The sequence below is a fragment of the Arthrobacter sp. NPDC056727 genome, assembly GCF_042790555.1.
Lineage (GTDB): Bacteria > Actinomycetota > Actinomycetes > Actinomycetales > Micrococcaceae > Arthrobacter.
In genome coordinates, this window is sequence record NZ_JBHTZA010000040.1 from 1 (window position 1) to 25779 (window position 25779).

At 66.5% G+C, this 25779-nt stretch carries 29 protein-coding genes; 13 read left to right on the forward strand and 16 right to left on the reverse strand.

Annotated features, from left to right (window positions below; all coding sequences use genetic code 11):
• Positions 1-105 precede the first annotated feature (105 nt).
• Positions 106-303, reverse strand: a complete 198-nt coding sequence (locus tag ACFRAH_RS23275) for a hypothetical protein (RefSeq protein WP_111904972.1) — start codon at positions 301-303, stop codon at positions 106-108.
• Positions 304-448: 145 nt separating this feature from the next.
• Positions 449-691, reverse strand: coding sequence for a hypothetical protein (locus ACFRAH_RS23280; protein ID WP_377993271.1), 243 nt, complete (start codon positions 689-691; stop codon positions 449-451).
• Positions 692-829: 138 nt separating this feature from the next.
• On the opposite strand from ACFRAH_RS23280, the gene ACFRAH_RS23285 reads away from it, so the two are divergent.
• Both ACFRAH_RS23285 and ACFRAH_RS23290 read left to right on the forward strand, forming a co-directional pair.
• Complete coding sequence (locus tag ACFRAH_RS23285) at positions 830-1591, forward strand: phosphatase PAP2 family protein (RefSeq protein ID WP_377993272.1); 762 nt, start codon at positions 830-832, stop codon at positions 1589-1591.
• A 3-nt stretch (positions 1592-1594) separates the two neighbouring features.
• Entirely contained in the window at positions 1595-1900 is a 306-nt protein-coding gene (locus ACFRAH_RS23290) for an MmcQ/YjbR family DNA-binding protein (protein WP_377993273.1), read from the forward strand.
• Here ACFRAH_RS23290 and ACFRAH_RS23295 read toward each other — a convergent pair whose 3' ends face one another.
• Positions 1901-2242: a MerR family transcriptional regulator gene (locus ACFRAH_RS23295; protein WP_377993274.1), complete on the reverse strand. Its 342-nt coding sequence runs from the start codon at positions 2240-2242 to the stop codon at positions 1901-1903.
• A gap of 136 nt (positions 2243-2378) precedes the next feature.
• Here ACFRAH_RS23295 and ACFRAH_RS23300 point away from each other — a divergent pair, with 136 nt between their 5' ends.
• The 3 genes from ACFRAH_RS23300 to ACFRAH_RS23310 all read left to right on the forward strand — a co-directional run bounded on the left by ACFRAH_RS23300 (position 2379) and on the right by ACFRAH_RS23310 (position 3681).
• Positions 2379-2801, forward strand: a complete 423-nt coding sequence (locus ACFRAH_RS23300; protein WP_377993297.1) for an Hsp20/alpha crystallin family protein — start codon at positions 2379-2381, stop codon at positions 2799-2801.
• Positions 2802-2904: 103 nt separating this feature from the next.
• Positions 2905-3258 (forward strand): J domain-containing protein, encoded by a 354-nt coding sequence (locus ACFRAH_RS23305; RefSeq protein WP_377993275.1) that lies wholly within the window; start codon positions 2905-2907, stop codon positions 3256-3258.
• Positions 3259-3291: 33 nt separating this feature from the next.
• Positions 3292-3681 (forward strand): hypothetical protein, encoded by a 390-nt coding sequence (locus ACFRAH_RS23310; protein WP_377993276.1) that lies wholly within the window; start codon positions 3292-3294, stop codon positions 3679-3681.
• A gap of 13 nt (positions 3682-3694) precedes the next feature.
• Here ACFRAH_RS23310 and ACFRAH_RS23315 read toward each other — a convergent pair whose 3' ends face one another.
• Positions 3695-5242, reverse strand: coding sequence for an AAA family ATPase (locus ACFRAH_RS23315; RefSeq protein ID WP_377993277.1), 1548 nt, complete (start codon positions 5240-5242; stop codon positions 3695-3697).
• Between the two features lie 240 nt (positions 5243-5482).
• Between ACFRAH_RS23315 and ACFRAH_RS23320 the strand changes: the two genes are divergently transcribed.
• Together ACFRAH_RS23320 and ACFRAH_RS23325 are read left to right on the forward strand one after the other, a co-directional pair.
• A complete protein-coding gene (locus tag ACFRAH_RS23320; RefSeq protein WP_377993278.1) occupies positions 5483-5875 on the forward strand; it encodes a VOC family protein in 393 nt (130 codons plus the stop codon).
• A 66-nt stretch (positions 5876-5941) separates the two neighbouring features.
• On the forward strand, positions 5942-7492 hold the full coding sequence (locus ACFRAH_RS23325) for a GH1 family beta-glucosidase (protein WP_377993279.1): 1551 nt from the start codon (positions 5942-5944) through the stop codon (positions 7490-7492).
• Between the two features lie 81 nt (positions 7493-7573).
• Here the strand turns inward: ACFRAH_RS23325 and ACFRAH_RS23330 are convergent, their stop codons facing one another.
• Genes ACFRAH_RS23330 through ACFRAH_RS23340 form a run of 3 tightly spaced genes read right to left on the reverse strand, consistent with a single transcriptional unit; the run spans position 7574 to position 10182 of the window.
• Entirely contained in the window at positions 7574-8647 is a 1074-nt protein-coding gene (locus ACFRAH_RS23330; RefSeq protein WP_377993280.1) for an App1 family protein, read from the reverse strand.
• A gap of 52 nt (positions 8648-8699) precedes the next feature.
• On the reverse strand, positions 8700-9434 hold the full coding sequence (locus tag ACFRAH_RS23335) for a DUF72 domain-containing protein (RefSeq protein ID WP_377993281.1): 735 nt from the start codon (positions 9432-9434) through the stop codon (positions 8700-8702).
• Positions 9435-9444: 10 nt separating this feature from the next.
• On the reverse strand, positions 9445-10182 hold the full coding sequence (locus ACFRAH_RS23340; RefSeq protein ID WP_377993282.1) for an ANTAR domain-containing protein: 738 nt from the start codon (positions 10180-10182) through the stop codon (positions 9445-9447).
• A 149-nt stretch (positions 10183-10331) separates the two neighbouring features.
• On the opposite strand from ACFRAH_RS23340, the gene ACFRAH_RS23345 reads away from it, so the two are divergent.
• The 3 genes from ACFRAH_RS23345 (at position 10332) to ACFRAH_RS23355 (ending at position 13208) form a co-directional block, all read left to right on the forward strand.
• Entirely contained in the window at positions 10332-12137 is a 1806-nt protein-coding gene (locus ACFRAH_RS23345; protein WP_377993283.1) for a glycoside hydrolase family 15 protein, read from the forward strand.
• A 76-nt stretch (positions 12138-12213) separates the two neighbouring features.
• Positions 12214-12507 (forward strand): YegP family protein, encoded by a 294-nt coding sequence (locus ACFRAH_RS23350; protein WP_377993284.1) that lies wholly within the window; start codon positions 12214-12216, stop codon positions 12505-12507.
• Positions 12507-13208, forward strand: coding sequence for an HAD family hydrolase (locus ACFRAH_RS23355; RefSeq protein WP_377993285.1), 702 nt, complete (start codon positions 12507-12509; stop codon positions 13206-13208). The genes ACFRAH_RS23350 and ACFRAH_RS23355 overlap by 1 nt, the downstream gene beginning before the upstream one ends.
• Here ACFRAH_RS23355 and ACFRAH_RS23360 read toward each other — a convergent pair whose 3' ends face one another.
• Complete coding sequence (locus ACFRAH_RS23360; protein ID WP_377993286.1) at positions 13209-13481, reverse strand: hypothetical protein; 273 nt, start codon at positions 13479-13481, stop codon at positions 13209-13211. It lies immediately after the preceding gene.
• A 194-nt stretch (positions 13482-13675) separates the two neighbouring features.
• Between ACFRAH_RS23360 and ACFRAH_RS23365 the strand changes: the two genes are divergently transcribed.
• The gene (locus ACFRAH_RS23365; RefSeq protein WP_377993287.1) at positions 13676-14851 is read left to right on the forward strand and encodes a zinc-dependent alcohol dehydrogenase; all 1176 of its coding nucleotides are present in this window, start codon (positions 13676-13678) and stop codon (positions 14849-14851) included.
• Positions 14852-14944: 93 nt separating this feature from the next.
• On the opposite strand, the gene ACFRAH_RS23370 is transcribed toward ACFRAH_RS23365, so the two are convergent.
• The 6 genes from ACFRAH_RS23370 to ACFRAH_RS23395 form a co-directional block, all read right to left on the reverse strand.
• Positions 14945-15742 (reverse strand): SDR family oxidoreductase, encoded by a 798-nt coding sequence (locus ACFRAH_RS23370; protein WP_377993288.1) that lies wholly within the window; start codon positions 15740-15742, stop codon positions 14945-14947.
• 17 nt (positions 15743-15759) lie between these two features.
• Entirely contained in the window at positions 15760-16116 is a 357-nt protein-coding gene (locus ACFRAH_RS23375) for a VOC family protein (protein WP_377993289.1), read from the reverse strand.
• Positions 16117-16255: 139 nt separating this feature from the next.
• Complete coding sequence (locus ACFRAH_RS23380) at positions 16256-17068, reverse strand: bifunctional allantoicase/(S)-ureidoglycine aminohydrolase (RefSeq protein ID WP_377993290.1); 813 nt, start codon at positions 17066-17068, stop codon at positions 16256-16258.
• 10 nt (positions 17069-17078) lie between these two features.
• A complete protein-coding gene (locus tag ACFRAH_RS23385; protein WP_377993291.1) occupies positions 17079-18350 on the reverse strand; it encodes a DUF6986 family protein in 1272 nt (423 codons plus the stop codon).
• A gap of 3 nt (positions 18351-18353) precedes the next feature.
• Positions 18354-19952 (reverse strand): malate synthase A, encoded by a 1599-nt coding sequence (gene aceB / locus ACFRAH_RS23390; RefSeq protein WP_377993292.1) that lies wholly within the window; start codon positions 19950-19952, stop codon positions 18354-18356.
• Between the two features lie 23 nt (positions 19953-19975).
• On the reverse strand, positions 19976-21433 hold the full coding sequence (locus ACFRAH_RS23395) for an NAD-dependent malic enzyme (RefSeq protein WP_377993293.1): 1458 nt from the start codon (positions 21431-21433) through the stop codon (positions 19976-19978).
• Positions 21434-21646: 213 nt separating this feature from the next.
• On the opposite strand from ACFRAH_RS23395, the gene ACFRAH_RS23400 reads away from it, so the two are divergent.
• Positions 21647-22402, forward strand: a complete 756-nt coding sequence (locus tag ACFRAH_RS23400; protein WP_377952783.1) for an IclR family transcriptional regulator — start codon at positions 21647-21649, stop codon at positions 22400-22402.
• Positions 22403-22535: 133 nt separating this feature from the next.
• Here the strand turns inward: ACFRAH_RS23400 and ACFRAH_RS23405 are convergent, their stop codons facing one another.
• Together ACFRAH_RS23405 and pucL are read right to left on the reverse strand one after the other, a co-directional pair.
• Entirely contained in the window at positions 22536-24017 is a 1482-nt protein-coding gene (locus ACFRAH_RS23405) for a nucleobase:cation symporter-2 family protein (protein WP_377993294.1), read from the reverse strand.
• Positions 24018-24283: 266 nt separating this feature from the next.
• The gene (gene pucL, locus ACFRAH_RS23410) at positions 24284-25192 is read right to left on the reverse strand and encodes a factor-independent urate hydroxylase (protein WP_377993295.1); all 909 of its coding nucleotides are present in this window, start codon (positions 25190-25192) and stop codon (positions 24284-24286) included.
• 373 nt (positions 25193-25565) lie between these two features.
• Here pucL and ACFRAH_RS23415 point away from each other — a divergent pair, with 373 nt between their 5' ends.
• On the forward strand, positions 25566-25739 hold the full coding sequence (locus ACFRAH_RS23415) for a hypothetical protein (RefSeq protein WP_377993296.1): 174 nt from the start codon (positions 25566-25568) through the stop codon (positions 25737-25739).
• The last annotated feature ends 40 nt before the right edge of the window (positions 25740-25779 follow it).

The following is a 25779-nucleotide window of genomic DNA, read 5'->3' on the forward strand; positions in this document are numbered from 1 at the left end:
GCCCCCAGGAAGCGCTTCCCGGGGGCCACAACTGTACGTTCGCGCTGCCGGGAGCTTGTGAGGACGCGCGTGTGAATCGCGAGTGAACGGCGAGGCGGTTGGCTGCTACTTGGAAGGCTGGGGCACTTCGCAGGTCAGCTTGGGGTTGGCGCCCATGTAGTTCAGCGGTCCGGCGGCGATGGTGATCGCCACGGTCCCGGCCTCCGTGCAGGAGTCCGGGGAACCGCTGAAGTAGCCCCGCTGGAATGCGGCAAAAACGCCGATGATGAGCCAAATGACCACAAGCAGTCCGATGATCCTCACGGCAGCCTCCGTAGCCCCGTCGCCACTTCAATGTGCAACCAATTATCCACCGCGTCCGTCATTCAGGACAGGGCTACCGCAACGGGTCTATCGGTTTTGCCGGCCGGTTCCCCGGCTTCACACAGTTCGCGTGGCGGGGAGGCGCCTAGCTGGGTTCGGTGGTGTCCACCGGAGTTTCCTCGACGTCCGGGGTGTCCTCCGCCGTGGCAATCTGGTCGTCGCCGGGAGTTTTGGCGTCCGCGCCGTTCCTGCCCTCCTCCGGTTCGAAGGTGTTCGGCTCACCCGCACCCACTGCGACGCCGGTGCCCGAGTCCGGGACGCCGTCCCCGTGGGTCTGCGGTGAAGTGCCGCTGCCCTGGTCTTCCTGGCCGGTTCCTTCAGTGCTCATGTTGTCTCCTGAGACCTCGTGGGGCTGGAAGTTTTACGGTAACAGCGGGGGAGGACATCCGTAAGGGGGCTTAGGATTTCACTTCTAGACAGTTTTCTACTCAGCGCACAGGCGGTCTTTCAGGTGGCAGATGAATCAGTGAGCAAACAGGGGCGTTGGCGCGTTTTCCACGACAAGTTTGTGGTGGAAGAGCGCTTCATGGAACCCGGCGCAAGGAAGGGCCTCTACGCGACGGCGATCATCCTCGCCGTCATCGGGGCAACGGTCTTCTTCTTCACGCTCGCCGGCGTCCTGCAGCACGACGGGCTGGCCAGCGCTGACGGCGAGGCGCAGAAATGGCTCCTCACCACCCGGTCGGGAGCGCTGACCGTGGTGATGATCATCCTTGCGATCATCTTCGGGCCGGTGGGGCTGCCCATCATCGTCCTCGTTGTGACGGTGGCGTGGGGCATCATGGCGAAGCACGCCTGGCGGCCCATCCTGCTGGCGGCGGCCATGCTGACCGGCGTCGGGCTGGCGCAGCTCATCGGCAGGTCCGTCGAAAGGGAACGCCCGCCCGTGGACCAGATGCTGTTCGGCGCCGACCAAACATTTTCCTTCCCCTCAGGCCATGTCCTGGGCGCGTCTGACTTCCTGCTGATAACGGCTTTCCTGGTCTTTTCCCGCCGCCGGAAACCAAAGACAACGGTGGTTGGTTTTGTCTTCGCCATCGTCGGAGTAATCCTGGCGTCCGTCAGCCGGCTGTACCTCGGCTACCACTGGCTGAGCGACGCCGTGGCCTCCGTTGCGCTCTCGCTGGTGGTGCTCGGCGCCGTGATTGCCGTGGACACCTGGCGCACCGCGCGGATACCCGGCGAAGAGGTCACGGGGGAGCTGTCCAAGGCGGACAGCCAGGATTAGGGCGTGGCCACCGAAGCCGATGTCCGCAGGATCTGCGTTGCCCTGCCGGGCGTGACCGAGCGGCCCAGCTGGAACCAGCCGGCCTGGTTCGCCAGGACCCTGATGGCCCGCATCTGGGAACCGGACGTGTTGACGGTCAAGACAACAGAGCGTGAAGCCCTCGCCGGAACGGATCCGGAAACGTACTTCTGGACGCCGCACCATGAGCGGTCACCCCAGTTGGTCCTGGTCCGGCTTTCAAGGGTCGACGGCGGCCAGCTCGCCGAACTGCTCGAGGATTCCTTCCTGCTCGCCGGCGGCCGGCTGTAGTCACTGGCCGCCGCCCCGGCCTGTTGACCCGGCCGGCCGGCCGCCGTCGTCACCGGTGCCGCGGGCGCGTTTCAGCTGCCGCCGCAGGCGGGCATTGTCCATCTCCAGTTCGAGCACCTTGGCAATCCCCGCCAGGTTGAGCCCCTCCTCCAGGAGTTCAGCAATGCGGCGCAGGACCGCCAGGTCAGCCTCGCTGTACTGGCGGGTGCCGCCCTCGGTTCTTTCCGGGGTCAGCAGGCCGCGGCGCTCATAGAGCCGGATGTTCTGCTGGCCGGTTCCCACGAGCTCCGCCACAACGGAAATGGCGTACAGCCGGCGCCCGGCACTGTTCCGGTCGTGCATGCGATTCCCGTCCAGATTTCTCGATTTTCCTCTTGCACCAGTCTGTCACCAGTGCTATAAAAAATCTATATCCACCACCATAGATAAAGCGCGGTGGGTAGCCATAAAACCTACATGCTGAAGGGAGTGGGAAATGATGCTAGTCCGTACCGACCCGTTCCGTGAGCTGGACCGGCTCACCCAGCAGGTCTTCGGAACAGCAGCCCGTCCGGCGGCCATGCCGATGGATGCGTGGCAGGAAGACGGGGAGTTTGTGGTGGCGTTTGACCTGCCCGGGATTTCCCCGGACGACGTTGATCTGAACGTTGAAAGGAACGTCCTCACTGTCCGGGCGGAGCGCCGTGATGCCACCCAGCCCAACGTCGAGCTGGTGGTCTCCGAGCGGCCTCGCGGCGTCTTCAGCCGCCAGCTCATTCTTGGCGACACCCTGGATGCGGACAGCATCAGGGCCAGCTACGACCTTGGCGTGCTGACGCTGCGGATCCCGGTTGCCGAGCAGGCAAAGCCGCGGAAGATCGAGATCGAAAGCAAGGGCCAGCTGCACCAGATCGGGACGTAGACGGCCGGCGTGCTGACAGGGGCGGCCTGCGGTTCCGAACGATACCCCAGGCCGCCCCGCCGCGGCGCAACAAACATCCTTCCAACTGCAACAGGCTTGTGTGATGACCAGCCACCCACCGGATCACTATGCGGTGCTGCAGATTCCGCATGAAGCGTCGCAGCAGGAGATCGCCCGCGCCTACCGCGCCCTGATGCGCCGCCACCATCCGGACGTTGCCGGCGGTGAAGCGGTACCGGCCGAATTGGAACTCGTCATGCAGGCCTTCGCCGTGCTCCGCGACCCCAAACGCCGTGCAGCCTATGACCGGGAGGTCCTTGCCGCTGCTCCGGGTGAACCCGCCGGGGCTCAACAACATGCCAGGAAGCCACAAGACGTCCCCGTCCGCGTGATCCGGCACCGGGAACCTCCGCTGCGCGTGACGCCAGTCCGGTGGGAGAGCGGACCGCGGGCCTGATTCCGATCTGAATAACAGAGGAGAACCACAGCCATGAGTGATTGGCGCCGCTACGACTCCCACCTGATCCCTGCCTTCCATGAGCGCTTCGAACAGCGCTGGGGCAAGGGCACAGCGCCGTTCCTGGACCCCGAGGCCCACGAGGAGCCCATGCCGCGCGCACAGTGGATCAATCCCGCCACCGGTGCCGCACTGGCTGTGGTGCCCATATGGTCCGACGACGACCACCAGCACCGCTCGTTCGGGGTGTTCTATCTGCCGCCATTCGGGGACATCTGGGTGCTTCGCCCGGGTCTCACACAGTTCCTGGAGCCCGGCGGGGACAGCCCCGCCAGCCAGGTGGCCCTGCGGAACGATGCTTTCCGCAAAGCAGTGTCCCACGCCAACGAATTCCTCTTCGGTCCGCCCCCGCTCGTGGACTGACTCCGCTGGCGGGCTACGGCGCCCCGGCGAAGCCGACAGTCCCCGGGCCCGGCCCGCCGTAGCCCACGGTCCCGGAGTCCGGCCCGAAAAAACCAGGCCCCGGGAAACCGGGCCCGCCAACCCCGCCAAACCCGGGCCCGGGGAAGCCGGGTCCGCCGAAACCGCCCTGTCCGTCCCCGCCGCCGGCGGGGCCGCTGCCCAGCAGACTCCTGGTGAGGGCCTCGCCGTCGGCCATCAGTTCTTCCACAGCCTCCAACAGGTGACTGTCCTGCACGGGTGCGCCGTCCAGTGCGGCACGCACGACGGCCCGGCGGACCAGTTCACGCGCGAACGAGGCCGTGGTCCCCTCGGTGCGGGCGGCGGCGTCCCGAACGGCATCCGCGCTGAACGGAATGCCGCGTGCATACAGGGTGACCAGCCCAATGCGCTCGTCCAGCGCCGGCAGCGGAATGTCCACGGCCAGATCCACCCGGCCGGGGCGCTGGGCGAGGGCACGCTCGAGCATGTCCACCCGGTTGGTGGTGAGGACAAACGCGACGTCGGCGTCGTGATCCAGGCCGTCCATGGCATCCAGCACCTCGAACAGCAGCGGCTGCGGCCCGTGCCCGAAGCTCCGGTCCTCGGCAATCAGGTCGCAGTCCTCCAGCACAACGATGGACGGCTGAAGTGCCCGGGCCATGGCGGCTGCCTCGGAAATCCTGGCCAGTGATCCTCCGGACAACAGGATCGCCGTGATACCCGTGCTCTGGCTCAACAGGTACCGCACCGTGTGGGTCTTGCCGGTCCCCGGCCGGCCGTAGAGCAGGATGCCGCGTTTCAGGTGCTGGCCGTACTCGCTCAGCGACTCCCGGTGCGCGGCGATGCCCAAAGCGTGATCGGCCACTTTTTGAAGCAGCCCCTGGGGGAGGATGACGTCGGAGGCGGTGAGTCCGGGCCGGGCATGGAAGGTCACGCCGCCGGTGCTCGGCCCGTACTCGCCCATGACCAGGGAGATGACTTGGCCCTTCAGGACGCTGCCGCGCTGCATCCGCCGGCGGAACTCGGCCAGGAACTCTGCCGCGTTGCCCGCGTCGGCAGCCAGGACCTCGAGGCACGCTGTTTGCCGCCCGTACCGCGGCGCGGCGTCCCGCTGCAGGACAGCAACAGGGCTGCCCGCGTGCCTGAACAGCCACAGCCCCAGCGCCACGGCCTGCCGCTGTTCGTCCGGGCCCACGGCGAGGTTGATGTAATCGGGCTGGGACAACGGAAACTGCGGGAAGAACTGCGACTGCTGCAGCATGTCGCTCAGTGACTGGTGGTGGCGCTGGTCTCCGCCTCCGATGCCCACGAGCCGGAACTGTTCGTCGTCGGCGGCGAGTTCGGCCATCAGGATGTCTGCGTCCACGAACCGGTGCGCTGGCACCTCCTCCACCACCACTGCGAGTGACTCGGCCGGCACCGCCAGATGGTCAGTGATTGTTGTCAGCAGCTGCGTTCCGGCCTTTACCCGGTGCTGCCCGGACTGCGCGATCTGAACCAGCTCCGCGAAATCATCGATGAACTTCCCCAATTTTTCATCCATGCCGCAGACCCTACCAGCGGCAGTCAACACCATGCTCGTTGAGTTTTTGTCCAGATATCGCGAGTTGGAGGGCTTCCAAGTCGCGATATCTGGACAAAAACTCCAACAGGGCCAGCGGCCGGATCCCCTTCGGCAGCCACTCGTCAGCGGGCTTGGGCTGTGTCATTCTGGGAGGTACCGCAGTCCGTCAGGCGAAGCAGACCCGCTGCGGAAGGACCGGAGCCGTCGAAGGAGAAGTCCATGTTTGCGCCCACGGGTTCGTTTTCCAGCTTCAGCGTCGATGACGTGGCGCGGGCGAAGGAGTTTTACGGGAAGACACTCGGCCTGGCGGTATCCGACGGCGCAATGGGCACGCTGGAGCTGTCCATGCCGGAGGGCCACAAAATCTTTGTTTATCCCAAGGGCAACCATGAGCCTGCCACGTTCACCGTCCTGAACCTTGTGGTGGACGACGTCGAGGCGGCCGTTGACGAGCTCAACGCGGCCGGCGTCCAGACCAAGATCTACGACGATGCAGACCTGCCCACGGACGCGAAAGGAATCGCCCGCGGCATGGGGCCGGATATCGCATGGTTCAAGGACCCGGCAGGCAACGTGATTTCCGTGGTTAACCCGGGCAGTGCGGCGCCCTGAGCGGTAGAATCCGGCAATCTGAAGTTTCGCCCTACCGGCCGTTCACAACGTCACAGAGGTCCAGCGATGCATCGTTCCGCCAAAGAATTGGCCGCCATGATTCCGACGGGGTTCACCCTGGGGGTGGCCACGGCCGCGTTCCAGATTGAAGGGGCGCTCGAGGAGGACGGCCGCGGGCCCGCCGGCTGGGACGTCTTTTCCGCCAGGCCCGGGACGATCGTGGACGGCCACAGCCCCGCCGTGGCATGCGACCACTACCACCGCATGCCGCAGGACGTGGCCCTGATGAAGGAACTGGGCATCGACTCCTACCGGTTCTCGCTTTCGTGGCCGCGGATCCAGCCGGACGGCCGCGGAGCGGTGAACCGCGCCGGCCTGGACTTCTATGACCGGCTGCTGGATGAGCTGCTGGCCAACGGGATTTCCCCCATGGTCACGCTCTACCACTGGGACACGCCGCTGGCCCTCGATGAGGACGGCGGCTGGCTCAACCGGGACACCGCCTACCGGCTGGGCGACTTCGCCGCCATCGCCGCAGCCGCGTACGGCGACCGGGTGGCGCGCTGGGTGACCATCAACGAACCCGCCACCGTGACCACTAACGGCTACGCCCTTGGCATCCACTCTCCGGGGAAAGCCGACTTTGCCAACGGCCTGCCCACCGTGCACCACCAGTTGCTGGGTCATGGCCTTGCCCTTCAGGCACTGCGGGCCGCCAAGGTGCCCGGTGAAATCGGCATGACCAACGTGTACTCCCCAACCGTGCCGCACTCTGGCAACCCCCTGGACTGGATCAGCGCAGGAGCGATGGACGTGGCACAAAACCGCCTCTACGCCGACCCCGTGCTCACCGGAAAGTACCCGGACCTGATCCGGGCCGCGAAGTTCTTCTCGTCTTTCGACCACCCGGACGAGGACATGGCCATCATCTCCCAGCCGCTGGACTTCTACGGGCTCAACTACTACATGCCCACCCGGGTGGCTGCCGGCGGCGGTGACAGCCCCGTTCCGGCGGCCATGGCTGAGGCGATGGGGGATGACCTGAGGGACGCTACGCCCGGAGCCCCACTGCACATTGAGCCGTGGCCGGACACCGAAACAACTGCCTACGGGTGGCCCGTGAAGCCCGAGTACATGGCCGTGGCGCTCAAGGAAATGGCGGAGCGATATCCGAACCTTCCTCCCGTCATCATCACGGAGGGCGGGGCCAGCTTTGTGGACGTCATAGTCCGGGACAGGTCCACGAACCGGACCTTCATCCCCGATGAGCGGCGGCTGCGGTACCTTTCGGACCACCTTGAAACGGCGCTGCGGGTCACGGCCCCCGGCGGAGCGGCCGAGTCTGTTGACCTGCGCGGCTACTACGTCTGGACTTTCATGGACAACTTCGAGTGGTCCGGCGGCTACAAGCAGCCGTTCGGCCTGGTGCACGTGGATTTAGAGACGCAGGTGCGCACGCCGAAGGCCTCGTTCTACTGGTTCCAGGAACTCCAGGAGGAACGGAAGCTGGCAGCGTCCGCGGATACCGCCGTCGCCGCTGCGGCCGGGCCGGAAGGCACGCTGACAGACGTAGGAATGTCCGACGGCGGGATGCCCGACGGCGGACCGGTCACCTAAGGCGTTCGCTCACCTGGGCAGTTCGTCACCCAGGACGGTTGGTCGCCCAGCGCAGTCCGTGGGCCTAGAGCAGTTGGGGGCCTAGAGCAGTTCGAGCTCCCGGAGCTGGCGGGCTATGCCCGCGCCGTCGGGGGAGTAGATCCACGGCACCGTCGAGGCGCTGTGGTCCCCGTCTTCAGAGTGTCCGCCGGCGAAGACGGCCTCACTCACGGACAGCTGCCGGATGGCGATGGCCGCCACCTTGTCCGCGTTGTGATGGGTGAACTGTGAGTAGATCTGCTCGTCGTGCTGGCCGTTGTCGCCGATCAGGAGCCAGCGCATGTGCGGGAACTCCGCCGCCAGCCGCTCCAGGTTGCGGCGCTTGTGTTCCTGCCCGCTGCGGAACCAGCGGTCCTGGGTCAGCCCCCAGTCCGTCAGCAGCAGCGGACCGGCCGGATACATGTTCCTGGTCAGGAACCGTGCCAGGGTGGGCGCTGCGTTCCATGGCCCGGTCGAAAGATAGATGACCGGCGCGTCGGGGTGTTCAACGGTGAGCCGGTCCAGCAGCACTGCCATTCCCGGCGTGGCCATCCTGGCCCGCTCGCTCAGCACAAAGGTGTTCCAAAGGGCCAGGAATGGCCTGGGCAGTGCCGTAACCATGACCGTGTCGTCGATGTCGGAGACGATGCCGAACCCGGTGTCGGGGGAAATCACGAAGATACTGGCTTCCACCGGCTCGGTTCCCCGGGAACGAAGTATGGCCGTGTGCCAGCCGGGGGAGAGGGACACCGGAATGTCGATGTCCACGAGTCCGCCGCGGTCGGCCTTCACCTTGGTGACTGTTCCGCCGATCTCGATCTCCACCTCCGAGCCGGGAATGGGAACGCTGGTGAAGGCACGCCACCCACGCACATTCTGGGTGCCGTTCCGGGCGGCATGATCGGCACGGCTGCCGGGCACGGGCTTGCTGGCCAGGACCACCCGGCCCAGGACGCGGACCCACTCGGTGGAGCCGTACCCCTGGTAGGCGATGGTCTTGGGTTCGAACTTCCAGCGCCGGGCCAGCTTCAGGCGGAACGTGTTGATCGCGTCCGAGAGCCGATGGGCGAGGCGGAAGACCCGCGTCCCTGACAAACTCGTCTCTGATAGCGGCGGTTCCTGTGACGGCATGTCCATGCCTTCACTCTGCCACAGGGCAGCGGCCCATGGGCCGCCCGTCTGCGCTCTGTTACTCGGCGTCTCCCAGCATGCCCCGCAGGGTGGCCGCATTACGCACGGCGTTGCCGCCGCCGTCGTTGTTGAAATAGGCGAAGACCTCGCGCCCGGAGCTGCGCCACTCACGGATCCTGTCCGCCCACCAGGCCAGGTCCGCGTCCGAGTAGGAGCCGCCGTACAGGTGCTGGTGGTCGGGCCCGTGCAGCCTGATGTAGACGAAGGGCGCGGTCGCCTCCAGGTTGCAGGGCAGGTTGGCGCCGCTCATGACGGTGTACGCAGCCTGGTGCCGTTCCAGCAGCCCGTACACCTCCGGCTGCTCCCAGCTGGGATGCCGGAACTCCACGGCCACCCTGATCCAGTCGGGCATGGCGCCGAGGAAATAGTCCAGGCGGGCGTCATCCCTCGCCATGTCCGGAGGCAGCTGGACCAGCAGCACTGCCCGCTTGTCGCCAAGCTCGTGCCAGCACCGCGAGATCCTCTCGATCCAGACTTCCGGGCCGTACAGCTTCTTACCGTGGGTGAGCCCGCGCGGGGCTTTGACGGACAGCGCAAAACCGGCCGGCAGCCTGGTCCGCCAGCCGGCGAACGTGGTGTCCCGCGGCCAGCGGTAGAAGCTGGCGTTGAGCTCCACCGTGCTGAACCTCGACACATAGTGCTGCAGCCGGTCACGGGTGGGGAGCCCTGGCGGGTACAGCACATTTTCCCAGTGGTCGTAACTCCAGCCGGACGTGCCGATGTGGGATTTCACTTGGCGGACGTCAGACGAAGTGGGTGGTCACGGTACCGCCGCCGCCGGCGGACTCGACGATGGCCGCGGCGACGTCGCGCAGCTTCAGGTTGCGCGTGCTGGATGCCGACTTGATGAGGTTGATGGCGTCCTCCTGGCTGCAGCGGTTCTGCGCAATGATGATCCCCACGGCCATGTCAATAATGGTCCGTGATTCCATGGCTCGCTTCAGGTTGGCGGCATTGTCGTTGCGTTGTGCCAGAAGGACAGCGAGCCGGAGGCCCTTGGACGCCTGCCGCACATAGTTGACTGCCCTGTTCACGGCGGCGGCGTCAAAGACGTTTGGTTTCTCGGAGTACAGGTTGAGTCCCGCCCGGGCGTCAGCGCCGGGCAACTCGAAGGGCACCGCCAGAACCGAACGGATGCCATTTCTCAGCACGGTGTCGTTGTAGTCCGGAAACTCCGTGTCCAGCTTGAAGTCCGGAACGTGGACCAGGACACCCTCCCGGCAGGATCGAAGGCAGGGGCCGTCGCCGAACTGGTACTGGAGTTCGTCCAATGCCTGGGCGTGCTCGCTGCTGCTGGCCACCGTGGCCGCCGACCGGTGCCGCAGAAGGGTGATGCCGCAATAGATCCGTCCGCGCGGACCGGACATGCTCTCAGCGGAGAAGCGTGCAAGCTCCTCAAGGAAATCCTGGACATCCTGGGTGTCCAGCAGCATGTCCTGGACGCGCCCCACCACGTCAGCTTCGTTCAGGCGACTATCCACGCAAGGCTCCACTTCCGCCCGCCGAACCGGCAGCTCCGGAATGGCTGGGCAATGCTAATTGAGCAGGGCTCCGGCGGCCGCTCCGCCTAGGTTCAGGCTACACCCGGCTACCCCTCGTGCGGCGGGGCCGGCTGTGGCACTGTAAGGGCATGGTACGCATCGAGGATTATGCGATGGTCGGGGACCTGCACACCGGCGCCCTGGTCAGCACTGAAGGTTCGATTGACTGGCTTTGCCTGCCACGCTTCGATTCGCCAGCCTGCTTCAATGCGCTCCTGGATACCCCTGAAGCCGGCCGCTGGCTCCTGGCCCCGGCCGGGGGAGGAGGATGCACGCGGCGCCGCTACCGCCGGCACACGCTCATCCTGGAAACCGAATGGGAAACCGACGACGGCGCCGTCAGGGTCATCGACTTCATGCCGCCGCGTGATGAGGTGGCGGACATCGTGCGGATCGTGGTGGGCCTGCACGGGCACGTCCGGATGCGAAGCGAGCTGGCCCTGCGCTTCGACTACGGCCACATCATGCCGTGGGTGCGCCGGGACAGCCACGGCCTGCATGCCATCGCAGGGCCGGATTCTGCCTACCTGGTGACCACCGCCCCGCTGCGCGGCGAACGCATGCACACGGTCAGCGACTTCACCGTGAAGGCCGGCGACCGGGTGCCGTTCGTGCTGACATGGGCGCCCAGCCATGTCCGCCGGCCGCGGTCCGTGGACGCCGAGGAAGTCCTTGATTCCACCGAACGGTTCTGGCGCGAGTGGACCGACAAGTGCAAGGTGTCCGGGCCCTACAAGGACGCGGTGCAGCGCTCGCTGATCACGCTCAAGGCTCTGACCTACGCGCCCACCGGAGGGATCGTCGCAGCCGTGACCACGTCGCTCCCCGAACAGCTGGGCGGGCCGCGGAACTGGGACTACCGGTTCTGCTGGCTCCGGGACGCCACCCTGACGCTGCAGGCGCTGCTGGCCGCGGGCTATACCTCCGAGGCGGCGGCCTGGCGGGACTGGCTGCTCCGGGCCGTGGCAGGGGACCCGGCCGACCTGCAGATCATGTACGGAATCCACGGCGAACGCAGGCTGCCCGAGCTGGAGCTGCCCTGGCTGTCCGGCTACGAAAATTCGGCGCCGGTGCGGGTGGGTAACGCGGCCGCGGGGCAGCTGCAATTGGACGTCTGGGGCGAGGTGCTGGATTGCCTTGCCCTGACCCGCAACTCACTGCTGAAGCACACGGACGAAGCCTGGGATGTCCAGGTGGCACTGATGGAATACCTCGAGGGGGCCTGGGACCAGCCGGACAACGGCCTGTGGGAGATGCGCGGACCGCGGCGCCATTTCACGCATTCCAAAGTGATGGCATGGGTGGCGGCGGACCGGATGGTCAAAGGGGTCCGCGACTCGGGGCTTCCCGGGCCCGCGGACCGCTGGGAGGCGCTCCGCGACACCATTCACGCCGAGGTCATGGAGAACGGCTTCGACCCCGGCCGGAACACCTTTACCCAGAGCTACGGCCGGCCCGAACTCGATGCCAGCCTGCTCCTCATTCCCCGGGTGGGCTTCCTCCCGCCCGACGACCCCCGGGTGATCGGCACGATCGACGCCATCCAGCGTGAGCTGACCGAGGACGGGTTTGTGCTCCGGTACAAGCCCCAAGTGAGCGACGACGGCCTGCCCGGGGGTGAGGGAGTGTTCCTCGCCTGTTCCTTCTGGCTCGTGGAGGCGCTGCTGGGGGCCGGCAGGCGGCGGGAGGCCACCGAACTGTTCGAGCGGCTGCTGTCCCTGCGCAACGACGTCGGCCTGCTGAGCGAGGAATGGGGCGTCCAGAGCGGGCGGCACCTGGGGAACACCCCGCAGGCCTTCAGCCATTTCGCGCTGGTGACCAGCGCCCTGGAACTGAACCAGCGCCGGCCCCGCCGGAGCGACAAGCCGCTCCCCTCAAAGGCGCATACCGGGTGACGTGTCCCACCTCCGGCATTAGGTAAGTATACTTACTAACACCTCACCGATCGGTGAGGAAGGAGGAGGGCGCAGAATGTCTGGATATTTCGAGTTGGTGGACGCTCCCGACGGCGGATACAGGATCCGGCTGCTGGACGGGACCGGGGCGCTGATGGCCGTGTCGGTCACCTTCCCGACGAAGCGCGCAGCGGTTGCGGGAATTGCCCAGGCCCGGGAGATCGCCGGAACCGGCCTGATTCGTGATCTCTGCCGGGATGCCGCCGGGCAGCCGGCTCAAAAGCACCATGTAAAGCCCGCCCGGCAGGCGGTGAAGTCTGTGGCCGGCGCCGGTCGCGGCCTGCGCGTGCCAGCTCTGGCCGAGGGCTGATGTCCATGAAAGGCGGCGGCCGCAAGAAAGGCGTCCTGTTCGACGTTGACGGGACCCTGATTGATTCCGCGTACATCCACACGCTCGCCTGGTGGCATGCCTTCCGCCAGTCCGGCTATGACGTGCCCATGGCCCGGATCCACCGCTGCGTGGGGATGGGCGGGGCGCGCCTGGTGGACACCCTGCTGCCGGACTCGCGGAACAAGGAGGAGGTGGACGAGGCTGTCCTGTCCGCCCATTCCGGCGTGTTCGGCACGTACTGGCCGTCACTGCGCCCCTTCGATGGGGCGCGGGACCTGCTGGCCCAGTGCAGTGAGGGCGGGCTGGCGGTGGCGCTGGCCTCGTCCGCCAGGGAACAGGACCTGAAGGCGCTCCGGTCGGCACTGTCCGCGGATGCCTATATTCACGCGGCGACCAGTGCCAATGACGCTGAGAACAGCAAACCCGAGCCGGACATACTGGTGGCGGCGCTGAAAGCGGTGGGCCTTGAGGCTTCGGCGGCTGTCTACGTGGGGGATGCGGTGTGGGATGTCATGGCGGCCGGCAGTATCGGCATGCCAACCATCGCCCTCACGTGCGGCGGCACCAGTGCCGCGGAGCTGCGCGAGGCGGGGGCCGCTGAGGTCTTTGCCGACCCCCGTCAGCTGCTGGACAACCTGGGCTCAAGCCTGATCGGGACGCTCCTGGCCGGCCAGCGGTAATCAGGCCCCGGCGGTGTCCACCCTGGACTCGGTGTTCGTGAACCCGCCGCCCCCGGGCTCGTCGGCGTAGGAACCCTTGTTCCATGACACCGCAACGGCAACGGAGCCGTCGTCGTTCCTCACTACGTTGGTGACCACGTCCGAAACCGCCGCCCCCATGGCGAGGATCTTTGCGCGGTACGTTGTCACCAGTTCCTCGAGGCTGGCCTCCGTCCATTCGCCGGGGCGCATGCGCGTGGAGATCTCCACCGGTTCGGGCTGGTACAGCGACATGATGTTGCCTTTCTTCGCGGGCAGGGACAATTCCTACGCTAGGAGCGTTTTCCGGCCGGGACAAGGGAAAAGCAAGGTTGCTTACCATCGGGCTTTGAAATCCGGAAAATTGGTAAGCATACTGACCTTCACATACGGACCTGGGCACGTTACGGTCGAAAGGACGCGACGTGCAGCGAGAGGAAGGCATTCCATTGAAGGCTCTGACTTGGCAAGGCAAGCGCTCGGTGAGCGTGAAGGAGGTACCCGATCCCGTCATCCAGGAGCCCACTGACGCGATCGTAAGGATCACGTCGTCCGCGATCTGCGGCTCGGACCTCCACCTGTACGAGGTGCTTGGCCCCTACATGCACAAGGACGACGTGCTGGGCCATGAGCCCATGGGCATCGTGGAGGAGCTGGGGAGCGCCGTCACCAACCTGAAAAAGGGGGACCGCGTTGTCATCCCCTTCAACATCTCGTGCGGCCACTGCTACATGTGCTCCCAGGGCCTGCAGTCGCAGTGCGAAACCAGCCAGGTCCGGTCCAGGAACTCCGGCGCCGCGCTCTACGGCTACTCAGAGCTGTACGGGTCCATTCCCGGCGGCCAGGCGGAATACCTGCGGGTGCCGTTCGCGGATTACGGCCCCGTCAAGGTGGGACAGGAGCTGCCGGACGAACGCTATCTGTTCCTCTCGGACATCCTTCCCACCGCCTGGCAGGCAGTGAAGTACGCCGATGCCCCCGCCGGCGGAACGCTGGCAGTCTTCGGGCTCGGCCCGGTGGGCCAGTTTGCTTCCAGGGTCGGGACATACCTCGGCCAGCGGGTCATCGCCGTTGATCCCGTTCCGGAGCGCCGCGAGATGGCGGCGCGCCACGGCGTCGAGGTTTTCGACTATTCCAAGGACATCGCGGACGAACTGCGGGAGACAACCGACGGCAGGGGACCGGACGCGGTGGTTGACGGCGTCGGCATGGAGGCGCACGGCTCGCCGGTGGCGGGATTCGCCCACCAGGCACTCGGCCTCCTCCCCGACAAGGTGGCGCAGAAGGCCATGGAGACAGCCGGCGTGGACCGGCTCGCCGTGGTCCACGCGGCCATCGACTCGGTCCGCCGCGGCGGCACGGTTTCCCTGAGCGGCGTCTACGGCGGCACAGCCAGCCCCATGCCGCTGCTCACCATGTTCGACAAGCAGATCCAGCTGCGAATGGGCCAGTGCAACGTCCGCCGGTGGACTGACGAGCTGCTTCCGCTGGTGGAGGACGACGCCGATCCGCTGGGTGTGATGGATCTGGTCACCCACACCGCGGGGCTGGCCGAGGCGCCGGAGCTCTACGAAAAGTTCCAGAAGAAGGAGGACGGCTGTATCAAGGTGGTCCTCAAGCCCTGACGGGCTACTGGGCGCCGGGCTTTAGCAGCGAGGTCCGGGACGGCGGCCGGCGGGAGCACTCTCCCGTCGGCCGCTTTCCGTTGCCTGCCCGTCCTACGGTTCGCGCCACTCGTGGCCGGTGATGTGGGAGCCGGCCTGCGGCCCCATCTGGAGCATGCCGCCGTCGACCGCCCACGACGCTCCGGTGACGTAGCTCGACGCCGGGGAGGCCAGGAACGCGATCACGGCGGCCACCTCACGGGCATCGCCCGGCCGGCCAAGGGGAACACCGGGCCGGTCCTTCTTGTGCGGATCCTCGTCCGTCTGGCCGGTCATCGGCGTCGCGATTTCACCGGGCGCCACGGAGTTGGCGGTGATGCCGTGGGTTGCCAGCTCCAGCGCGATGGTCTTGATGAGCCCGCCAAGGCCGTGCTTGGAGGCGTCGTAAGCGGATGCGCCCACCCGGGGCTGGGTCTCGTGGACGCTGGTGACGGCGATGATGCGGCCGCCGCGCCGGGCGTCGACCATCCGCCGGGCCGCCGCCTGGATGCAGAGGAACGCGCCGTTGAGGTTGGTGTCGAGTGTTTTCACCCAGGTCTCATAGTTCAGCTCGAGGAACTTGGTCCCGTCGCCCGTTCCGGCGTTATTGACGAACACGTCCACCCCGCCCAAGTCCTCGGCTAGGCCGTCAATGACATCGGCGCAGGTCAGGAGGTCGGTGGTGTCGAGCTGCCGGACCACCGCGTTTTTCCCCGTTGCGCGGACCTCCTCCGCCGTCCGCTCGGCGCCTTCCTGATCCGAATGCCAGGTGATGCCGACGTCGAGCCCGGCCTTGGCCAGTGCCACCGCGGTGGCGCGGCCGATTCCTGAGTCGCTGCCGGTGACGATGGCGGTGCGGGGCGAGAAGTCCATGGCCTGGCCTTTCAGGTTCAGCCGGCCGCATCCACAACGCAGAAGCGGTTGCCGTCCGGGTCTTCCAGCACAATGAAGTCGGGGTCGTCCGGATAGGAGTCCCAGGCCACGCGGGATGCCCCGAGCTCGATGAGTCGTTCCACCTCGGCTGCCTGGTCATCGGCATAGAGATCGAGGTGCAGGCGCGGATGGGGCTGCACCGGGGTCTCGCTGAGCATGAGGGCCAGGCGTGCGCCGTCGCCTTTTTGCGGGACCAGTATCACCCAGGTTTCGTCGCCGTCGTCCCGGGGGACGTAGCCGAGGGCATCGCACCAGAAGGCGGTGGCACGGGCGACGTCGTCGACGCCAAGGACAGTCGTTCCGATCGTCAGCATGCCTTCATGCTTCCGCGCGTCCGATTGCTACGCAAGGGGCAGGAGCGGCGGGTGTTCGCCACGTCGCCGGAAACGTACGAAATCGCCGGAAGCTTCCAGCGAACTGGCAGGCTTCCGGCGATCTCGGTGACACTGGCGGCTAGGTCAGGCGGACCTGCCGGTTCATGTCCTTGTAGAGCAGGTAGCGGAATTCACCAGGGCCGCCGGCGTAGCAGGCCTGCGGGCAGAACGCGCGCAGCCACATGAAGTCGCCGGCCTCCACCTCCACCCAGTCGTTGTTGAGCAGGTACATGGCCTTGCCCTCCAGGACGTACAGGCCGTGCTCCATGACGTGGGTTTCCGGGAACGGGATCACGCCGCCCGGCTGGAATGTCACGATGTTCACCTGCATGTCGTGGGCCAGGTCGCTGGAGTCCGTGAAGCGCGTGGTCTTCCAGACGTCGTTGGTGTCCGGCATCGACGTCGGCTCCACGTCCTTCTCATTGGTGACGAAGGACTTGGCCTCGTACCCTTCGAGCCGTTCGTAGGCCTTGCGGATCCAGTGGAAGGAGACGATGTCGTCCGAGACGTTCTCCAGCCCCCACTGCGCTCCCGCGGCGAGGTAGGCGTAGCCGCCTTCCTCGAGCTGGTGCAGTTCGCCGTCGAGGGTGAGGTTGACCTTGCCCTTGGTAACGAAGACGACGCCCTCTACGCCCTCCTCGAATTCGGCCCGGGGGGCGCCGCCGCCGGGTCCGATCTCGACGATGAGCTGCGAGAACGTGGTGGCGAAGCCGGAGATCGGGCGCGCAATGATCCACGAGCGGGTGTTCGCGAAACCGGGGAGGTTGCTCGTCACGATGTCGGTCAGCACGCCCTTCGGGATGACCGTGTAGGCCTCCTTGACGATGGCGCGCTCGGTGGTGAGGTGGGTCTGCGGCGGAAGGCCGCCTTCGGGGTAGTAGTACTTGCCCATGTCTGGATCCTTACTTTGACGTTGTGGTGAGCCGGGGGTGGGCCAGTGACGTAAGCCGGGGAAGTCCGACGCCGGCAAACGCCAGCACTTCTTCGGCACCGACCGCTCCGCACTGGACGCCGCGCAGCACGAACGCCGCAAGAGCGCGCGCCGTTGCCGGCTCGTCCATGACGCCGCCTTCCGTCTGCTCCACGTAATTCCGCAGCCGGGCGGCCGCCGCCGGGAGGCCCTGACGGTAGAAGGCATACGTGGCCGCGAAGCGGCTGGGGAGCTGGGCCGGGTGCAGGTCCCAGCCCTGGTAGAAGCCGCGCTCCAGGGAACGGCGCACCAGGCGGCCGTGCAGCTGCCAGGCGTTTTCGACGTTATCGCCCACGGGAATGATGTTGGTGGACCCGTCGGAGAGCCGGATGCCGGTACCGGCCACGGCCAGCTGCATGACTTCCTTGGCGAAGTCCGCCACCGGGTGCTCCATCGACTGGTATTCCGCGGAGATCTGCAGCGAGGCGGAGTAGTCGTAGGTGCCGTAGTGCAGCCCGCTGATCCTGCCGGGAACGGCGTGCGGCAGCTGCGCCACCGGGGAGGTTCCCTCCGGGCCGAGGATGAGCTGCGGGGTTTCCACCTGCACCTCGAACCGAAGCCGGCCGGCCGGGAGCGAATGGATTTCCTCGAGGCGGGAGACGGCGTAGTCCATGGCCTGCACCTGCGCCACGGTGGTGACCTTGGGCAGGGTCAGGACCAGGCCGGCGGGCAGTTCGCCCGCTGCGGCCAGGCCGGAGACAAACAGGTCGAGGGTGCGCAGCCCGCGGGCGCGGGTGGCCGCCTCGAAGCACTTGAACCTGATTCCGATGAACGGCGGTGCGGAGCCGGCCGAAACGGCGGCGGCCACAGCGGACGCCGCGGCGACGGCGGCGGCATCCTCGGCGTCGTCGCCCCGGTCCCCGAACCCATCCTCGAAGTCGAGGCGCAGGTCCTCGATCGGCTCCGTGCCCAGCTTCGTTTCCACCCGGGACGCGACGGCCCCGGCGAGGTCGGCGTCCTGGCCCAGCAGCGAACCGAGCCGGGACAGCCCGCCGTGGGCGGCCGCCGTCGCCAGCGCCTGGCTTCCCCAGTCGGCGGCGAGCGACGGCGTGAAACGGTCAGCGGGGATGTACACCGTGTGGACGGGCTGGCGGGAGCCGTCGTCGCCCGGGTAGTTCTGATCGAGCAGCCGGTCGGTGTCCGCCAGCTGGCCGTCGATCCGGGCCAGGTCCGCCGCGGTCAGCGAGGTTCCGGGTACCGCCATGCCTCAGCCCACCAGTTCGTAGGCGGGTGTGGTGAGGAAGTCCGTGTAGTCCTCGGAGAGGCAGATGTCCCCGATCAGGGCGCTGGCGGGCTGGTAGTAGCGCGCGAACGCCTCCTCGCCCACCTCGCCGCGCAGCTTTTCGGTTTCCTCCGCGAGGATCCGGGTGACCAGTTCGCGGGTGACCTTGTTGCCGGTGTCCGCGAGGACCACCTCGTTGCGGATCTGCTGCCAGACCTGCGAACGGGAGATTTCCGCCGTCGCGGCGTCCTCCATCAGGTTGTGGATGGCCACCGCGCCGTTGCCGGAGATCCAGACAGCGGTGTAGGCCACGGCGACGTAGAGGTTCAGGCGCAGGCCGGCTTCGGTGACCTGGCCTTCGGCGGAGGCGATGTCCAGCAGTTGGCCGGCGGTCACCGAGACCTCCGGGCGCTGCTTGTCCAGCTGGTTGGGCCTGTCCCCGAGGACGGCGTCGAACACCTCCTGGCAGACCGGCACGAGGTCCGGGTGGGCCACCCAGGAGCCGTCGAAGCCGTCGTTCGCCTCGCGGGTCTTGTCCGCGCGGACCTTCTCAAAGGCCTGCGCGGTGACCTCGGGTTCGCGGCGGTTGGGGATGACAGCAGCCATGCCGCCCATCGCGAAGGCGCCGCGCTGGTGGCAGGTCTTCACCAGCAGTTCGGTGTAGGCGCGCATGAACGGCGCGGTCATGGCCACGGTGGCGCGGTCCGGCAGCACGAAGTTGGAACCGGCGTCGCGGAAGTACTTGATGATGCTGAACAGGTAATCCCAGCGGCCGGCGTTCAGGCCCGAGGCGTGGTCGCGCAGCTCGTAGAGGATCTCGTCCATCTCGAAGGCTGCCGGGATGGTTTCGATCAGCACCGTGGCGCGGATGGTGCCCTGGCCGAGGCCGAGGAAGTCCTGGGCGAAGACGAACACGTCGTTCCACAGCCGTGCCTCGAGGTGGCTCTCCATCTTCGGCAGGTAGTAGTAGGGGCCGTGGCCGTTGAGCACCAGCTGCTTGGCGATGTGGAAGAAGTGCAGGCCGAAGTCCACGAGCGCGCCCACCGCGGGTTCGCCGTTGAGCAGCAGGTGCCGCTCCTCCATGTGCCAGCCGCGGGGGCGGGCCACGACGACGGCCAGCGGTGCGTCGGTGCGGAGCCGGTATTCCTTGCCCTCGGGGGAGGTGTAGTTCAGCGTTCCGGTGGCGGCGTCGCGGAGGTTGAGGATGGCGTCGATGACGTTGCCCCAGGTGGGGGTGCTGGCGTCCTCGAGGTCGGCGAGCCACACCTTGGCGCCGGAGTTCAGGGCGTTGATGGCCATTTTGGCCGGCGACGCCGGCCCGGTCATCTCGACCCGGCGGTCCTGCAGGGCCGCCGGTGCCGGCGCAACCTTCCAGTCGCCGTCGCGCACGTTCTTGGTCTCCGGCAGGAAATCAAGGCCGCCGGTGCGGGCCACCTGCTCACGCTTGGCCTTGCGGGCCGTGAGCAGCTCGCCGCGCCGGCCGGCGAAGCGCTTGTGCAGCTCCTCCACGAACGCGAGGGCCTTGGGGGTGAGAATCTCCTCGGCACGCTCGATCGGCCGGGGGTCTGTGACTGTGATAGCCATTGTGGGTCCTTTCCAGGGCTGATTCAGGCGTTGGCGAGAGCCGCGTCCGCGGGTGCTGCTTCCGTTGCGGTCGCTGCGTGTGCGGTCCGAACACCGGCGGCTGCGTGTGCTGCCTGTGCCACTGCGCTGGCGACGTCGGCGGCCACGTGGGGATCGAAGACGCTGGGGATAATGTAGCTCGCATTGAGTTCGTCGTCAGCCACCCGGTTGGCGATCGCCTCGGCGGCGGCCACCAGCATCTCCGGGGTGATGTCCGATGCGCCGGCGTCCAGCAGCCCGCGGAAGAAGCCCGGGAAGGCCAGGACGTTGTTGATCTGGTTCGGGAAGTCGCTGCGGCCGGTGGCCACGACGGCGGCGTGCTTGGAGGCCACTGTCGGGTCGATCTCCGGCGTCGGGTTGGCCATGGCGAAGACGATGGCGTCCTTGGCCATGGAGGCGACCTGCTCCTCGCCGATCACGTGCGGGGCGCTGACGCCGATGAAGACGTCGGCACCCTTGAGTGCCTCGTGCAGCGTGCCGGAGAAGCCCTCTTCGTTGGTGTTGGCTGCGATCCAGCTGCGGTGCTCGTCGTCGTACTTCTCACCCGAGTGGATGGCGCCCGAGCGGCCGGCGGCGATGATGTGCTGCGCGCCCTGGGCCTTGAGGAGCTGGATGATCGCGGAGCCTGCGGCGCCGACGCCGGAAACCACGATCCGGACGTCCGCGAGCCTCTTGCCGACGACGCGGAGCGCGTTGACCAGGGCTGCCAGCGTGACGATGGCGGTGCCGTGCTGGTCGTCGTGGAAGACCGGGATGTCCAGTTCCTCGCGGAGCCGGTTTTCGATCTCGAAGCAGCGCGGGGCGGCGATGTCCTCGAGGTTCACGCCGCCGTAGACGGGGGCCAGGGCCTTGACGATCCTGATGATTTCCTCGGTGTCCTGGGTGTCCAGGCAGACCGGCCAGGCGTCGACGTTGGCGAACTGCTTGAACAGGGCGGCCTTGCCCTCCATGACCGGAAGCGCAGCTGCCGGGCCGATGTTGCCGAGTCCCAGGACGGCGGAACCGTCGGTGACCACGGCGATGGTGTTCCGCTTGACGGTCAGGTTCCGGGCGGCGTCGGGGTTTTCGGCGATGGCGAGGCAGACGCGCGCGACGCCGGGGGTGTAGGCGCGGGAGAGGTCGTCGCGGTTGCGCAGTGCGACCTTCGGGACCACCTCGAGCTTGCCGCCGAGGTGCATCAGGAAGGTGCGGTCGGAGACGTTGCGCACGGTGACGCCGTCGAGCGCGTTGAGCGCATCCTTCACACGGTCCGCGTGGTCCTGGTCCGTCGTGTTGCAGGTGACGTCGACAACCAGTGTCTCGTGGTGGGACTCGGTGACGTCCAGTGCGGTGATGGCCGCTCCGGCCGCGCCGACGGCGGCCGCGAGCTCGCTGGTGGCAGTGAAGCTCGACGGCGCCTCCACGCGCAGGGTGATTGAGTTGCCGGGGCTCGGGTTCGCCATTGAATGTCCTCCTGGTTGGGCCCGCTGTTTGGGGCGGGCCGTTCTGCTGAATGTTTTCGTATTATGGATATTATTATCCTCTTTATGGAAATACAAGCCCCGCTTGCTTCCATCGACGCCGGCCTGCGCTGTGCTGTATCTTTGGCTGTCTAAGCAACTTTTTTCACGATGCGGATAAGAGTTGTCGTATTCGAGGCAACAGGAGAGTGCTACATGGCTGAAAAGGCCAGCGGAGGCGTGCAGTCGGTTGAGCGCGTCTTTGAACTTTTGGAACTGATCACCGACGCCGGCGGCGACGTGACGCTCAGCGAGCTCTCCTCCTCCACGGACCTTCCCCTGCCGACGATCCACCGGCTGCTGCGCACGCTTGTGGCGCTGGGATACATCCGCCAGCTGCCCAACCGCCGTTATGCCCTCGGCCCGCGGCTTATCCGGCTCGGTGAAGGTGCCAACAAGCAGCTCGGGGCGCTGGCCCGGCCGCAGCTGAAGTCCCTCGTGGACCGGCTGGGGGAAACGTCCAACATGGCCGTGCTGGACTCGGACATGGTGATCTACGTGGCCCAGGTGCCGTCGCTGCACTCCATGCGCATGTTCACCGAAGTGGGCCGGCGCGCCCACACCCACGACACCGGCGTCGGCAAGGCAATCCTGGCGCAGCTGGACGATGAGGTGGTGCGCGGCATCGTGACCCGTACCGGCATGCCCACGCCCACGGCCAAGAGCATCGGCGACTTCGATTCCCTGATCGCGGACCTCAACCGGATCCGGGAACGCGGCTACTCGATCGACGAGGAGGAGCAGGAGCTCGGTGTGCGCTGCTTCGCCATGGCGGTGCCCAACGCCCCCACCCCCACGGCCATCTCCGTCTCGGGGCCGGTCTCCCGCGTGGACCAGGCCTTCGCCGACCGCGCAGTGCCGCTGCTCCGCGAGGCAGCCCAGGCCATCTCGGACGAGCTCAACCAGAACTGACGCGCTTTCCCGGAACTGGCCTCCCGCCGTCGTTCTTCTGGCGCTCGGTAGTGGAGCGCGAACGTACACTTGTGGCCCCATTTCTCACCGGAAACGGGGCCACAAGTGTACGTTCGCGCTTAATGCTGGCTTGCTAGTGGTCCGACTTGGATCCCGCCTGGATGGGGACTTCCTTGCCGTCGCAGTCGATCAGCTTCCCGCCCTCGAAGCGGTCGCCGTCGGCCAGGCACTGCAGGTCCTCCTCGCGGACGATCCGCTCAGTGCCCGCCACGAAGACCGACTGGTTGTCCGAGTTGCCCGCCTTGAGGTGGTTGAAGAGCAGGTTCAGCAGGATGGCCATGACCGCGGCCGAGCTGATGCCGGAGTGGAAGATGGTGCTGAACCAGGACGGGAACTGGTCGTAGAAGGCCGGCGCCGCGATCGGGATCATGCCGAAGCCGATGGACGCGGCAACGATGATCAGGTTCATGTTGTTGCGGTACTCCACCTTGGAGAGCGTCCGGATGCCGCTTGCGGCAACAGTTCCAAAGAGTACGACGCCGGCCCCGCCCAGGACGGGCGTCGGCACCGCCGCGACCACCCGGCCCAGGACCGGAAGCAGGCCGAGGATGACCAGGATGAGGCCGCCGGCGCTCACCACGAAGCGGCTCTTGACACCGGTGATGGCCACGAGGCCCACGTTCTGGGCAAAGGCGCTCTGCGTGAAGGAGTTGAAAAGCGGGGAGATGGCGCTGGAGAGCATGTCGGCCCGCAGGCCGTCGCCGATCCGCTTGGAATCGACCTTGGTGCCCACGATCTCGCCCACGGCGATGATGTCAGCCGATGTTTCGGTGAGCGTCACCAGGATGACGATCAGCATGGAGATGATCGCTGCGATCTCGAACGTCGGGGGGCCGAAGGCGAAGGGCGTGGGAAAGGCGACGATCTCGCCCTGGCCCACCTTGGAGAAGTCGGCCATCCCGAAGGCGAAGGCGATGCCCGTTCCCAGGACCATCGCCAGGAGGATGGACAGCCGGGAGATGGCGGCGTTGCCAACCTTGCTCAGCAGCAGCACGATGCCCATGGTGGCGGCGGCAAGGCCGATGTTGGCCATGCTGCCGTAGTTGGGGGCCGCCTTGTTGCCGCCCATGGCCCAGTTGGCGGCCACCGGCATCAGTGTCAGGCCGATGGTGGTGATCACCGTGCCCGTGACCACCGGCGGGAAGAACTTGATGATCTTGGAGAACAGCGGAGTGATGAGGAGGCCGATCAGCGAGGCCGCGATCACGGAGCCGAAGACCGCCTGGATGCCGCCGCCGCCGTGGACAATCGCCACCATCGTGGAGACGCCGGCGAACGAGACGCCCTGCACGAGCGGCAGCTGCGAGCCGAAGAAGCGGATGCCGACGGTTTGGAGGATCGTGGCGAGGCCGCCGACGAACAGGCAGGCCGCGATGAGCAGGCCGATGTCCTGGGCTGACATGCCGGCAGCGGCGCCGATGATCAGGGGCGGGGCGATGATGCCGCCGTACATGGTGAGGACGTGCTGGAACCCGTAGGCGAAGGTGCTGCCGATGGAGAGGCGCTGGTCTTCCGGGCGGGTTGCCGTTGGGCGGGATTTCTTGATGATGTTCATGGCAGACTTTCTTGGTTCATGGCAGACGCCTTCGTCTGGCTAACAATGTCTGGCTAACAATTTGAGTCTTGTGCGTGGGTTTTGACCGTGGCCCGGGCTGTTGATGGACCCGGGGGCGGGGAGTTTTTGTCCACTTATTAGGGGCTTAGGGCGCCTGAAGTCGCGATATCTGTACAAAAACTCGGGACCGGTGTGGTGCCGATCGGAAGTGCGGGTGTGCCGGCGGGCCCGCGGACCCTTGAATCCGCGGGCCGGCCGGCTGGGGTTTAGCAGAAGCCGGCGATGCCAGACCAGGCGGCGTCGGCTGCCTCGGCGTCGTCGCGCTGGACGGTGGCTTCGATGAGGCCGTACGGGCGGTCGGCCGCGTAGAAGACCTCGTTGGGGTTGTCGAGCCCGAACGGCGAGAGGTCCACCAGGAAGTGGTGCTTGTTGGGCATCGAGAACTTGATTTCCTCGATCTCGCTGTGGGCTTCCAGGACCTTGGCGCCCATGTCGAACAGGGTCTGCTGCAGGGCGTGGGAGTACTTCTCGGTGAAGCCTTCAAGCAGGAGGCTCTTGACGTCCTCGTAGCTCTTGTTGAAGTCCAGCGAGCTGAAGTCCGTGCCGGACTTGAAGCGCCAGCGGGCGGAGACGTCGGTCGCCAGGATGCGGTCGGTGGTCTCGGGCAGGGTGGTGTACTTGTCCTTCGGGTATCCGACGAAGCCGGACTCCGTGGACTTCAGGACGGTCAGGTCCTTGAGCCCGGAGATCAGGTGGGTGGCCGCGCCGTCGCGGACCAGGACGGCGGTGCGGACTTCCTGGCCCTTGCGGACGAAGGAGTGGTCGTGTGCGCTGCCGTGGGCCTGGATGCGTTCCCAGGCATAGGACTCAGCTTCCCAGCGGCCGCCGGTGACCCAGTCGAAGCTGGAGGTGAAGTGTTCGCCGAGGCGGAGCAGGAAAGCCTCGGGGGAGCCGACGCCTTCACGGGCGAAAGCGTAGATGGTGTTCTTCTGGGTGTCGGTGGCCACGACGTGGGCGTTGTCGCCTTGGAGGTGGGCGGCTTCGAAGTCGCCGCGGAGCTGCGAGGTGACGTTCAGGTCCTCGATCTCATGGCGGTCGGTGTCGCGGGTGATCTTGACGACGCGGACTTCGGCTTTGCCGTACTGGTTGTGGCCGAGGACGATCTTGTTGCTCATGGTCTGTTCCCAACTTCCGGTATGTGGAACGAAGGTCCCACATAGAAATTAAGTGCGTGTTTCCCACGCATTTCCTGTGGCGTCGACCCAAACAAAAAATGAGCCGACATCAGTTGATGCCAGCTCATTACGACCCTGCCTGCTGCTCCCAGGTTACGTGACGTGCGCCACGAATTGCCTTCTAGCGTAGCGCAGCATGGCGGTGGTGTACATCACAAATTCAAAAAACAGATTATGACCGACGGCGGCGCACGGCCGGGTGGCGGGGGTCTTGACGCACCGCCCAGCCGCTACATAAGATTTCACATATCAAAAACTAATTTCCGCCCTGTGAGAACACCGGGCGGACAGCGCAAGAAACGAGGAGGAACAGATGGACTCGCAGGATCAGAAGAACGTCGCGGATTTCCCGGCACCCGGCCAGGAGCTGTACCTGCCGTTCGGCGCCACGGATCCCGACTTCTACATCCCGGCTGACTGCGACCGGCGCTCCGGCAGCCTGTCGCGGTGGCTCCGGGCGCTCCCGGTTTTCGGCCGGCGGCCGTAGGACGCAGTACTTACCGCACGACGCGCAAATGGTCCGGCGC

Coding starts and splice junctions, on each gene's coding strand:
- ACFRAH_RS23325 (WP_377993279.1), top strand. CDS start 5,942: ATGCATCGTTCCGCCAAAGAATTGGCCGCCATGATTCCGACGGGGTTC.
- ACFRAH_RS23380 (WP_377993290.1), bottom strand. CDS start 17,068: ATGGGCAAGTACTACTACCCCGAAGGCGGCCTTCCGCCGCAGACCCAC.
- ACFRAH_RS23355 (WP_377993285.1), top strand. CDS start 12,507: ATGTCCATGAAAGGCGGCGGCCGCAAGAAAGGCGTCCTGTTCGACGTT.
- ACFRAH_RS23350 (WP_377993284.1), top strand. CDS start 12,214: ATGTCTGGATATTTCGAGTTGGTGGACGCTCCCGACGGCGGATACAGG.
- pucL (WP_377993295.1), bottom strand. CDS start 25,192: ATGAGCAACAAGATCGTCCTCGGCCACAACCAGTACGGCAAAGCCGAA.
- ACFRAH_RS23345 (WP_377993283.1), top strand. CDS start 10,332: ATGGTACGCATCGAGGATTATGCGATGGTCGGGGACCTGCACACCGGC.
- ACFRAH_RS23320 (WP_377993278.1), top strand. CDS start 5,483: ATGTTTGCGCCCACGGGTTCGTTTTCCAGCTTCAGCGTCGATGACGTG.
- ACFRAH_RS23360 (WP_377993286.1), bottom strand. CDS start 13,481: ATGTCGCTGTACCAGCCCGAACCGGTGGAGATCTCCACGCGCATGCGC.
- ACFRAH_RS23280 (WP_377993271.1), bottom strand. CDS start 691: ATGAGCACTGAAGGAACCGGCCAGGAAGACCAGGGCAGCGGCACTTCA.
- ACFRAH_RS23295 (WP_377993274.1), bottom strand. CDS start 2,242: ATGCACGACCGGAACAGTGCCGGGCGCCGGCTGTACGCCATTTCCGTT.
- ACFRAH_RS23315 (WP_377993277.1), bottom strand. CDS start 5,242: ATGGATGAAAAATTGGGGAAGTTCATCGATGATTTCGCGGAGCTGGTT.
- ACFRAH_RS23300 (WP_377993297.1), top strand. CDS start 2,379: ATGCTAGTCCGTACCGACCCGTTCCGTGAGCTGGACCGGCTCACCCAG.
- ACFRAH_RS23400 (WP_377952783.1), top strand. CDS start 21,647: ATGGCTGAAAAGGCCAGCGGAGGCGTGCAGTCGGTTGAGCGCGTCTTT.
- ACFRAH_RS23330 (WP_377993280.1), bottom strand. CDS start 8,647: ATGGACATGCCGTCACAGGAACCGCCGCTATCAGAGACGAGTTTGTCA.
- ACFRAH_RS23405 (WP_377993294.1), bottom strand. CDS start 24,017: ATGAACATCATCAAGAAATCCCGCCCAACGGCAACCCGCCCGGAAGAC.
- ACFRAH_RS23375 (WP_377993289.1), bottom strand. CDS start 16,116: ATGCTGACGATCGGAACGACTGTCCTTGGCGTCGACGACGTCGCCCGT.
- ACFRAH_RS23385 (WP_377993291.1), bottom strand. CDS start 18,350: ATGGCGGTACCCGGAACCTCGCTGACCGCGGCGGACCTGGCCCGGATC.
- aceB (WP_377993292.1), bottom strand. CDS start 19,952: ATGGCTATCACAGTCACAGACCCCCGGCCGATCGAGCGTGCCGAGGAG.
- ACFRAH_RS23415 (WP_377993296.1), top strand. CDS start 25,566: ATGGACTCGCAGGATCAGAAGAACGTCGCGGATTTCCCGGCACCCGGC.
- ACFRAH_RS23305 (WP_377993275.1), top strand. CDS start 2,905: ATGACCAGCCACCCACCGGATCACTATGCGGTGCTGCAGATTCCGCAT.
- ACFRAH_RS23370 (WP_377993288.1), bottom strand. CDS start 15,742: ATGGACTTCTCGCCCCGCACCGCCATCGTCACCGGCAGCGACTCAGGA.
- ACFRAH_RS23310 (WP_377993276.1), top strand. CDS start 3,292: ATGAGTGATTGGCGCCGCTACGACTCCCACCTGATCCCTGCCTTCCAT.
- ACFRAH_RS23395 (WP_377993293.1), bottom strand. CDS start 21,433: ATGGCGAACCCGAGCCCCGGCAACTCAATCACCCTGCGCGTGGAGGCG.